1 protein-coding gene (cut by a window edge) is annotated in these 12,043 nt (G+C 44.1%); it reads left to right on the top strand.

Annotated elements, in window-relative coordinates; all coding sequences use genetic code 11:
* Positions 1–12,043 carry the beginning of a hypothetical protein gene (locus C0033_RS17485; protein WP_146043784.1) on the top strand. The gene runs 24,203 nt beyond the window's last position, so the window shows 12,043 of its 36,246 coding nt (coding positions 1–12,043); its start codon is at positions 1–3; the stop codon falls past the right edge of the window.

The raw sequence follows: 12,043 nt of genomic DNA on the forward strand, positions 1-12,043 counted from the left end.
ATGAACGAGTGGAAGAAGCGATGGCATGATTATGGGAGGAGATTTGTCAGCATGATTCTGGCCTTCTGCATGCTGCTGCAGACTGCCTTGCCGACTACGGCTTTCGGAGCTGTACAGAAGCCGTATTCGCAGATTAAAGAGGAGAACAGTTCTCGAAAGGATATCAGAGACAAAGAGTATACCATTTTAAGAACCAGTTTAGCCCGAACCAGCGGAGGAAGTACGGATTTTGATCCGGGACTTGCGATAGCCAAAGGGACGGTGGCTTTAAAGCGGGGAGAGATCGTGACGACTGAATCCAGCGTTACGGCCAGCGGTGAAGGAAGCTTTGCCCAGATTGGTGTCCATTTTGAACTGCCTTATATTTTCAGCACGTTGGATGAAGAGAGTGAGGAAACCCACTATTACTATTCCTACAGCTCTGAACCGGAAAAGCCGGGAGATGTGCTTTTAGGCGGCGTGGAGATGAATATGGCTTCTACAGACCGCTGGAATATCTTTTTCCCAAATCCAGAGGAAGCGCTGCAGGAATTAAATCTTTTGGAAGCCGAAACTCTGGGAGTGTCTGAAGATGATTTGGATGAGACGGATGAAGAAGAGGAAACTGATACGGCTTCCGGCAGCAATGCAAAAAAGAAGAATAAAGCCGACGTTATTTCGGAGGCAACAGGAAGCGATGCACTGAGACAGCAATTGGAAAGTCTGCAGAACAGCATTATGCCGGTCGCCGATGATGGTTTTGTACATGAAGAACTTGGCGGAATCAAACTTCCGAGATATGACAATTCAGCATGGCCGAGAGAAAATCCGGAGATGGGAAGTTCGGTTGGATGGTACAGAGGAGCCTTAACAGTACTGGAAAAAGATATCATCACTTCGAACGTAACTCCTACTTTCATAACATCTTTCCGGTTTTGGACCGTGCCGGGAGAGAGCCTGCCGGAAGGCGTAGAGGCCAGAGTATTTACCTGGGCTCACTACGACCGCTATGCGCCGCTAACTAATATATCTAATAGCGCTATCTATGCGGATGCATATTTACTTGACAGCTGCGTTACCCCCGGTAATAAGCTGGACAGTTCGGAAACGAATAAACTGAATTTATTCTACACCAACTTAAACTGGGACTGCAAGCTGGACGCCAGACAGGATGATCCTGTCAATAATTTCGCTTTAGGCTGGCAGAAATACAATTATGCTTCCTATGACTTTGAGATATCCAACACATCCGGTATGGTACAGAAGCCGGACGGTACTTGGGACTTCCCGAGAAAAGAAGGAAATAAAATTGATCCCAACGATCTGCCGCCGGATACGGCTATCTTTAAAAAATTTGATATGGCGTTATGGCTTCCTGCGGGCGGAAGCGTTAAAACTGACCAGAACCAGCTGATCAAATGGCTCTGTGATCCGGAAGATCCGGACAGTTTAAGAGACCCAATGCTCAATGATACATATCTGCTGGGACGGGATAACCTTTCGGCAGACCAGACATTTTCCGGCGTTTGGGGAGATAACCACTTAAAAGCTATGAGACCGGATCTGATGGCAAAGCATGAGCTGACAGAAGATTATGTCTCCGAATATGACAATCTGGGCGGCGCTTTGATTCTGGACGCTTCCGGTATTTATAATTTGAATGATCCTGAACTGGCGGCTGCTTTTGAAGCGGAAGAAAATCCTTATGCTGTTTTGGACGACCCCAGATTCAGCGCGGGCGGAGAGCCCTTGGTTAAGATCGTGCCTTACTATATGAATGGTGATACTACGATCCGCATTCATGGAGAAGAGACATTATATCCGCCACATATGCAGCACCAGATCTATCATCCTGAAGAATTTTTGGAGGAAACACCTGACGCAGAGCTGATGAGTGAAGATGGATCTGATGAAACGGGTATTTTGCTGATTAATGATCTTCCTCCTGAGGAACAGCCTGAAGAGGCTGCGGCAGTGGAAGAAGAAAAAGAAGAGGAACCGATTGAAGGACCTGCTTCCAGACTTGTGAAAGAAGAGGACCTGGAGCAGCAGGAAGCCGACACCAGCAATCAGATGGAATATCCTTCTAAAAAACGCTACCGTATGTATGTTCCGTATGACAACCAGTTCCCGGCTAAGATGGCAGGAGAAGAGTATTCCGCCAGTGTCAGCGCAGATACTACGGTAAGTTACGGCAATAATATTTTATGGAATAAGGAAAAGGATGCCAGAACTTATTTCCAGGTGCAGAGCGCAGAAGGTTTTGAAGGAGATAAGCAGCTGGAGACAAAGATGTCAGCTGTGGGACGTCCGTTGGGATATAGGTTGAACCCGCTTAAAACTCCGGATAATGAAAATCACACATCCGTTCCGATCTACCGCCCTTACGTTTTAGACACGTTGCCGGAGCTTTACGATCTGACACAGATTCAGTTCATCATGGAAGGGGACGTGCCGGATGAAAAGGGAATTAACTATTGGCTGGCTACGAAAGATTACCTGAGAGGAGTCGGCGTAGATTACCGGGTACCGCATGAAGAGGGCGACGAAAGCTACTATGATGTTCCAAAGTTCCAGATTCAGGTGCTTGATGAAAATGAGGAAGAGTCCTGGTTTGACTTTGTGGAAGATGAAATCGAACGTGAAGTTATAGTTTATGAAGACGGAAGTAAGGAGACGGTTTGGACACTTAAAGTTGATAAACAGATAAAAGATTACCTGGAACTGAACGGCAATATGAAATTAGGACAGGATCTGCGCATTAATTATAAGAGCGTTTTCCTGCCTGGCGATGAATGTCCGGGATACGTAAAAATCATTGGTATTCCCAGAATCAGCGGTCAATTTACAAACTCAGCTGATTTTAGATATCCGCGTATGGACTACCAGGAGTTTGGCGATCTGAATACGGATGTGGAAGTTAAAGATTACATCAGTGATCAGAAGGGTTACTTCTATACAAAGAAAGAGTATGAGATCAACGACAAAACTGCTGAAACCGATGCGGAAAAATCAGATGTTTATTTTAAAGCTTGGGCTCATACTGAGATCAAGGGAGTTGTAAAAGAGGATGACGAAAAACTGAAGACTCCTATGGATTTGGAGTATGGCAGTTACGTTTACCGTCTGCAGAACCGCACAAGGGGCCGGGCTTACAATACGAAAGTTGAGATTGAAGTTCCTTTTGAAACGATCCGGGAGGAAGAAGAACAGGAAGACGGTACCAAGAAAGTAGTGGATAAATCTGGATTTGTGGCTTCGAAATTCCGTATCCCCAAAGAGATCATGCTTACGGGAGATATTAAAGATATTGTATTTGACTATGGGGAGACAGAAGAATCCGATCTGCTACAGGTAACCCTTGAAAATGAGGATTTGCTGAATCTGTTTGGAGTGGATGAGAGCGGTAACCTGATAGAAGATGAAATCTACTTGTACGCAACCTATGAAGAGGAAGACGGAACGGTTGTCGAAGGGCTTTGGGACGGTATTTTGCGTAAAATTACGATAAACTATGATGAAGTCTATGGCGTGGATGAGATTATAGGAGAAGATGCAGTTCCCAATTGGGATGAGTTCAAGCCTCTTGAAAATGAAGAAGATCAGGAAATTCTGGATGAGCTTACGAAAAATGTGATTTATCAGCTTTTTGGAACCTGCCACAGCCTTCGTGAATGTGAAACGGAAGTCAAGCATGACATCACAGGTTATATTAAAGATGAGAAGAAGTTGGAACCTAAACCATATAAGGGATCAGATAAAGCGATCCTGAAATTTGAGATGGCAAATCCAACTTTGGAGATCAGCCTATCCTATGATTATAAGGATAAGACATATCAGAGCATCAAGGATCAGAATCCTGCGGTTCGTGAACAGAAACTTGAGATTCCATACGACCAGTTATACCGCCACCACATAAAAATGGGAAATGATTCATCCGCTGTTATGCCGATTGGCAAGATTGAGTTTGAGATACCTCTGACGGATGGCAATCAGGAAACACAGCAGGAAAATCATCGCGGTTTTGTTTCCAGAAAGTTTACGATCGATGCGGTTGACCGGTTCTACCTTGATCAGGAAACCAAGGAATATGTGGAGGTAACTGATTTTTCAGATAAAGGAGTATTTGAACATTCTCCAAAAGGTATTATCAGCAAGATCAGTTTCATCGATGCGGATGACGAGAATCATGTGGTCGTTTACAAGACGAATATGAAAGAGTATGAGGTTACTGTAAACGGTCATAAGGAAAAGGTGGAGATCTTGGATTGGTCCAATGACCACCAGCTGAACCAGTTCTATGATGAGGAATCAGAACAGTATATCATTCCGGAAAAAGCATGGGCAAAACCGGATTCTAAATATGGAACAGCGATTGAGCATCTGGGCAAGATCGTAGTTGAATTCATTAATGTAGACTCCGATCTGAAAGAGGGCACGGATCTTGAAACGGGTGTCACAACAGATACCAGAATTAATGCGGAACTGTCGGGAAGTTCCAATGTTTATGAAAAGGATCTGGATTTATACGGTCTGTTCTCCGCACGTACAGATGAGAGTAAAAAGGCAAAGGTTAAAAAGGTGGATTACGATGCAATTAAGACCTACCTGAATCCTGATCCGGTTACAGATACTTATCTGGAAGTGATGAAAGGATATGACAGCTATTATCCAAATGGAAGCAGTTTAGGCAGCGTATATAAGTCCAACGGATATAATTATCAGGATGGTGATCCGGGAGCGGAAGACGTTTCCTTTACCACCATGATTTATACGAAGAACGCTTCCAGAATGAAGCCGTCGGTGCTGAACTTAGATATTATGAACCGCTTGAACCCGGATGTTCACGACAGGCCGGAAGGATTTATCACAAAAAAGATTGTGATTCCTAAGGAAATGTATGAATATGCGGATATTGAGAAGATCGACATCTACGATGCTGATCCGGTAACGCCGACTGTGATAAAAACCCCGTATACCATCGGCCATTTCCAAAAGACCGCTGAAGAAGACGGTACTCAGACATACGACCGTTTCGGAGATCCTGTTACAGTAAGTAAGGGGACTCTGATGTACGATATCGAGGGAAAACCGATCTATGAATGGAGCGGCGTAACTCCTATAGACAGCGAATTATATGGAGAAGCGTATCCTGAGAACGGCACTTACACCGAAGAAGAAGACCTTGTGATCAATGAAGGCATGTGGTTTGACAATGGTATTGCCGTACCTCACCAGGTTGTTATCACCTTCCGTTCCGTTGAAGGAGATACCGATAAGTCCAAGGTTTTTGTCCGGTTAATCGGCGGAGCCAACGTAGGCGGAGACTTTAAAGTGGACAGTGAGTTCAGAACGAAAGAAGCCCGTCCAAATACAAAGGATTCCTACTATGGCAAGAGTACGGACAGCCATGTTCTCAGCATTAAGAATGCAAATCTTCTTTATGTGAAACATCAGTCCGCTTATACGGCAAAACAAAAAGATGAAAATAATGTAGAGAAGATCCTGGGCAAAGATGCCATATCATACTCCGTAAAGGCAGATGAAGTGCCTACTATCTATGCTCCGTATAATAATTTCATCAAGCGCTATGAATATTTTGTAGGACCATCTTATGATACGAATGCGGCAGATGTGTTTGACCGCAGTCCGCACAATGTGCTGGATGTGCTGCTGGATATCACACTGCCGGTGGAAAAGAAAAAGGTATTGGATCCGGAAAAGAAAACGGATGCCAATCCGAGAGGCACTGAGGTTGAGGAATACCGGGGCTTTATATTTGAAGAACTGAGGATTGATAAGGAAGAGCTGGATAAGACCACCGGAGTATATGAACTGCAGTTTGGTTCCGGCGAAAGCGTTTGGACCAGCCATAACCAGCCTATAATCAACGACACCCAGATTTTCCGCTCTATACCGGATAAGAAGGAAGCGAACCAATATGATATCCGGAAATACATAACAGAAGACGGAGATTTGGTGATCACGAAACAAGATCTGGATGAACTTCTGGCTAAGGACAACAAGGAACCGATGGAAGCCGTTAAATTCATCCGCGTTAATTTTAACAGCATAAAGCTGAATAAAGATATTGCGGGCGGAGCGGTAAAAGTTATAGTTAACGGACGGATCAATGAATATACACAGGATACAGTTTCTTCAGGAGCTACGGGAGAAACTCCTAATTATAATTTGTCGAATAACACAGGTATTTTTGCCAAGGGATATTTCTACCGCCGTAAAGGTTATAACTTTATGCTAAATAAGGATATTCCTGAGATTCTTTGGATGAAGACCTATTTCAGAGACAGGATTGTAGTTCAGAGACCACGTATGCAGGTGGATGCTTATTCCAAGTTCCAGGATAGGCAGAAATATATCACTCAGGATACGATACAAACCCCTGACAGCTATAACGGCGATTACATGAGACGCTGGATATATGAAAATAATACGGGAAATTCAGAGTATTATTATGGGGACTATAGAGGATATAATGCAGCCGATAACTATTTGTGGGCTCCGATGGGCAATACTCTGGATCTGGAAAAATACGACAGATACCAGCATCGTTTTGAGTTTGAATTCGGCAATTTCCAGCAGACGGAAGAAAAGCATTACTATACCTCCAGAAATATAGCCGGTTATGATAATGTTTCCGATATGCCACATCCGGTATTTACGGTTGACATCGATGTGGATAAGGAGAAAAAAGGATTCCTTACCAGCATCGTGCACATTGACAATTTATTAGAATATGGAAAGAATCCGGTTCTCACTCTGTATGATGTGAACGGAGAAGAGAAGATTTACGATACCGCACGTCTGGAATCTATGATTGTGGAAAAGGACGGCGTCAAGGGAGCAGATATTGAGATTGACAAAGACTTCATATTGAAAAAGGTAGATGTTGCCTATGATAATTATGAAGGAAACAATACGGAATACTCCTTAAAGCGGAATAAGATGGTCTTCTACGGTATGCTGACCACATATGACGGAGCAGGCAGCAGCGCAACTGATTATGAAGCAAAAGGAATCGTAGCTGCCGGAACCATGAAGGCGGAAGATTATGATCCAAAATCCATAGTCGTGCAGAACGCTTATGCAAAACGTCAGGCGCGCTTTACCCAGGCGGCTTCCCTGCCAATGCTGTCAATCTATGTAAAAGGCAATACCCTTGAGATGGATAAAGAGTCCATAGATAAAAAGCGCTGGACGACAGATTCCAGCGGAAGAGCAGTATATAACCAGTATGGTATCGGAGTTGCAAACAGTTCAATTGATGCCGAGGGAACATACTTCCAGGCGGTTATTGGAAACCACAGCCCATCCCATATCTATAATGGTAACCTGGTAGTAGACCTTCCAATCAGCCGTGATATGGATGGCAATGTAAAGGGATATGAACTGACGAAGATTGAATCCGACACTTCATGGATCACCGTTACTACCCATAAATATATGGATGAGAATGGCCAGCAGGTTGAGGAACAGGGGCTTGATGCAGTAACCTTGTACCAGTTCGACAGCGAAGATTATTATACAATCAAAGGTGAAGAACTGAAGAAATACATAACTGGAGGAAAATTGTCCATCCCTGCAGAAGTCTGGCTGGAACATGGAATTACAAAACCTTCCAAAGTCGTATTTAAAGTGGATTTCTACCGTGCAAATACGAAATACCAGTGGGTAAATAAATATGGTTTGAGGGGACTTGACGATTCCAATGCAGCTCCGGATAATCTCAGCAGCATGTATTTCTATGGACGGCCTACCGGATATGTCTTCACGGAGCTTCCGGGTGCAGCGGAGGATGATGAACCATCCTACCGTTTGGATACCAGAGAATTGAAGATGAAGATCAAATGGCAGGATACTCATGAAATGAAGAATTCCGAAGACGGAAATCCGAAACCGGTCATTGCATCCGATGCGAGAGAAGCGTCACTGAAGATCGAGCCTCCGTCTCCTGAAGAAGATGTACTGGCAATCGGAAGCTACCGTTCTCATGAAACCGGCCGCCACGGCACGAACTATGCATCCGAGGGAGGTTCTCAGACCGGTATCGGAGCGATCACAAGAGTGCCGTTCGATTCCAATACATATCGTATGAACCTGATGAACATTAACCGCAGAGACGCCATTCGGGTAGGTAATATGAGCAGTTCAACTGCCAGTTATGAAAATCCATATAAGAATATCTATATGAGCGAACCGGTTTTGGATGTCACATTGGATTTGAGCAAGGATAAGAAGGATGAGATCAGCGGTTATGTGCTCCAGGAGATCAGATCGGATTCCGTATTTATGGAGAATATCAGAGATAGATGGAATGACGGAGAATATTCTCTGGAAAGCGTCACACTGTATGATTTCTCCTATGACCCGGATGTGGACAAAGACCCGGGTCCGGATAAAGTTTACGTGATCGAGGGAGATGAATTAAAGTCCTACATTAAGAGCGGTCTTCTGGTAATTCCGGCGAAGGCCTGGAATGATGAGTTATCTGATACCGGAGGAAAGGTGAAAAACCCATCCAGAGTTGTGATTAAAGCGGGATCTTATAAGTATACAACCGCCACGAATCCTTTTGAAAATGCAAATGGCAGCATCCGATTTATAGGATATCCTAATAACTACCTGTATGAGAAAGAGGGAGAAACTGCCTTCAATGCAAAACGTTACCTCAGAGCTTATGGCATATGGAAAGACGCATATGAAGAGCGTGCGGCTAAACTGGCTTCTCCGAGTCTGTCTCCTGCCCCGGTTAAATCCGATTATACAACCGATTCTCTCAGCGCTTATCTTCATCTGAACGCCAGTGATCCGTATACTAATGCGGTGGCCTGGAGCGGCAGCACTCACTCGACAGACCGGGATCAGTATAACAATGTGACCCGTTGGGTGGCTACCACAGTTGGAGCCAAGAATACCAAATTCTGTATCGATGTAGGAAATGAAAGCCGGACCATGATTCAGGACGGCGGCAGAATACAGATCAATCTGCCAATAACCTATTCCTCTGATGAGAAGAAGGTTAGCGGATATACGACGAATTCAATCTCTCTGAACGCTGCATTCCTAAATAATATCGGCTATGAAGAGATTGAGACAGAGAAGAGATACAATATCCGATCCATCAGAATCGAAGATATTTCTTATAATAAGAATGATCCGGAGTATGCGGACGCATATGTAGAATTAAATGATTACGATGTGATCAGCAGCCTGTTTAAGAATGGACAGTTTATCTGGAACAGAATCGACGATAAGAAAGATCCGAATAACGGGTACTTCCTGTATGATACGGGCCATAAGGTGAAGGATGTTAAGACAATTATCATCGAAGTGGATGAATACCGCAGAAATACTGCTAATGACAACAACACTGTGATTTATAGTAACGGTTATGACGGAGAAAGCTGTAAGACTGAGTATTATGATTATGGATGGCATTACCCGACCTATGTTCTGAATTGGAACGGTACGGTATGGTCCCAGAAAGAACCGCTTCCTGGAGTTAACGGTATTGCTCCGGACAATTTAGGTATGATTACTGTAGCAGGTACTCCGTCCGGATATGTATATACCAAGACTACGGAACCTGACGGTACCAATAAGTACACGCCGAGCAACCAGTTGAAAGTGACCACAAGCTTTGAGGATCTGTGGGAAACCGACGTTAAGGGCAGTGCACATAAAGGAAGTAAAGAAGCAGATTACGGCTGGGCAAGAATGGATGTGGTTTCTTCCGCACCTACGATTGAGGCGGTGGCTTATCACGATGATACCCATTACGCCAACGATAAGACCCACAGCAAAGATAAGACCATTGAAAGTGCCATCGGCGCCAAGAAGTCAAGATATCAGCTGACTTTGGGAAATGACAGTGCGGCTACCATATTTGAAGGACGCCTCACAGCAATTATGCCGACTTCCATTACACTTAACGGAGGGCCGGAAACAAACGGCGGCTTTATCCTCAGCAAGATTACTTCTGACGATAAATTCCTGAAGAATATTGGACAGAGGGATGACGACGGAAATCTTCTGTGGCAGGATTACTACTATACAGGTATCAGAAAACTCCGTTTTGTAGAGCGTGATAAAACGCCGGAAGACGAAGAAGACGAGATTAAATATGTAGAATACCTGTTTGAAGATCCAATCGATACCGCTTCCATGTCCGATGCGGAAAGAGAAGAAGCAGAAGAAGAAAATGCAAAACGGAAAAAAGCCAACAAGGTACTGTCCGAGTTTATAAAGGATGGAACCTTGGAAATTCCTGATACCGCATGGAAAGATCTGATTCCGGATGTGGGAACCGTAGAGATTACGGTAGATGAGTATAAACCTAACGGCAACTATAAAGTGGCAAATACGACTCCTACCAACCTTTCCAAACTGCAGTTCTGGGGAAGTCCGGACGGATATCTTTATGATTTGACGGACGGCAAAGACGAGAACGGCCAGGATATAAAGATCTATAATAAGAATACAAACTTAAAGATTAATGCGGCGTGGGCGGATGCTTTCGAGCTGGAAGCAAATCCCAAGTCTGAGACGGCCAAGAAAGAAGATTATTCTGTTTTAAAACTGCAGAAATCTGAGCCTTATATGTATGTACAGGCATGGGATACACAGCGGGGAGGCACTTACCAGAATGCCGGATATAACACCAATGCAGTTGTGAATACCAGTATGGATGCAAAGCAGACTTTCTATGAACTGCTTTTGAGAAATAAGAGCATCGGAGCAGTGGCAGGCGGTCAGGTGGTTATCGATATACCTGTATCCGAAACACCGGAAATAAAGGACATTGACGGCAGAGTTGCAATTGAAAAGGGCACGATTCAGGGATATGCAGCAGATGCTATCACCTCTTATCAGCCAAAGAGCGGTGCAGTCAGCAACTTTATTCCTTATATTACATCGGATGTTCAAGTGAAGGAACTGGATGAAAATGGTGAACCGGTTATTGTGATAAAGAAACAGATCAATCTGAAACGGATTGAAATTCGCGATTACCGTGTTAAGGATGTAGAACAGTATAACAGCCAGGGGCAGATAACCAGTGAATATCAGACCGCATTGGATCAGGGACTGATCGTAGTATTTGATGATACAGACGGTTTGCTGGATCATAAAGACAGTGAGATGGATTTTACATCAGAGCTTGCGGATATTAAACTGGAAAACCTGATTAAAACAACTGTCACAGGTGTGAAATACCTGGATATTCCGAAAGAAGCATGGAATGACGGCAACAAGGATAATAACCGCCGCAATATTCTCTATCCGGCTAAAGTGATTATCGATATGAAGAACTATGAAGGAAAGCCGAGAACTGAGGATGCGGAAACTATCAGGGATTCCGCGTTGTTTGTTAAAGGTGTTCCTAATGGGTACCTGTTTGATCTGGACGGTGAAGTTCTGAAGGTTAACCGGAATCTGAAGCTGAATGCCAGCTTTGAAGATACCTATGAATCTGAGATCAATCTGTATGAGCTTTCCATTCTTAAACCGGATGCAACGGCAGATGAGAAGGAAGCGAAAAAACACAGAAGATCAGGCTTTGCTACGTTAGCTATTACACCGTCTGATCCTCAGATGCAGATTCAGGCATGGGATACGCAGCGCGGTTCCGCCTATGAAAAATCAGGCTATAACAGCGCAAATGTGGTGGAAACCAGTCTGGATGCAGAGCAGACCTTCTACGAACTGGTTTTACGGAACCAAAGCATTGGCAGAGTAAGCGGCGGTGAAGTTGTGATTGATGTACCGCTTTCCATGACGCCGGAGATCAAGGATATTGACGGACGTATTGCAATTGAGAAGAATCATATTCAGGGATATGCGGTAGAATCCATCGGTTCTTACCATCCTGAGAACGGAACTGTCAACAATTTTATTCCTTATATTACAAGGGATGTAGAAGTTGTAGCCACGGATTCCAATGGAACGCCGGTGACTGTAACGAAAAAAGAAATCGGACTAGAAAGAATCGAAATCCGGGATTACCGGGTAAAAGATATCAAACGGTACGATGCAGACGGTAAGG

The organism is Clostridium sp. chh4-2, from assembly GCF_002899675.1.
Classification (GTDB): Bacteria; Bacillota; Clostridia; order Lachnospirales; family Lachnospiraceae; genus CHH4-2.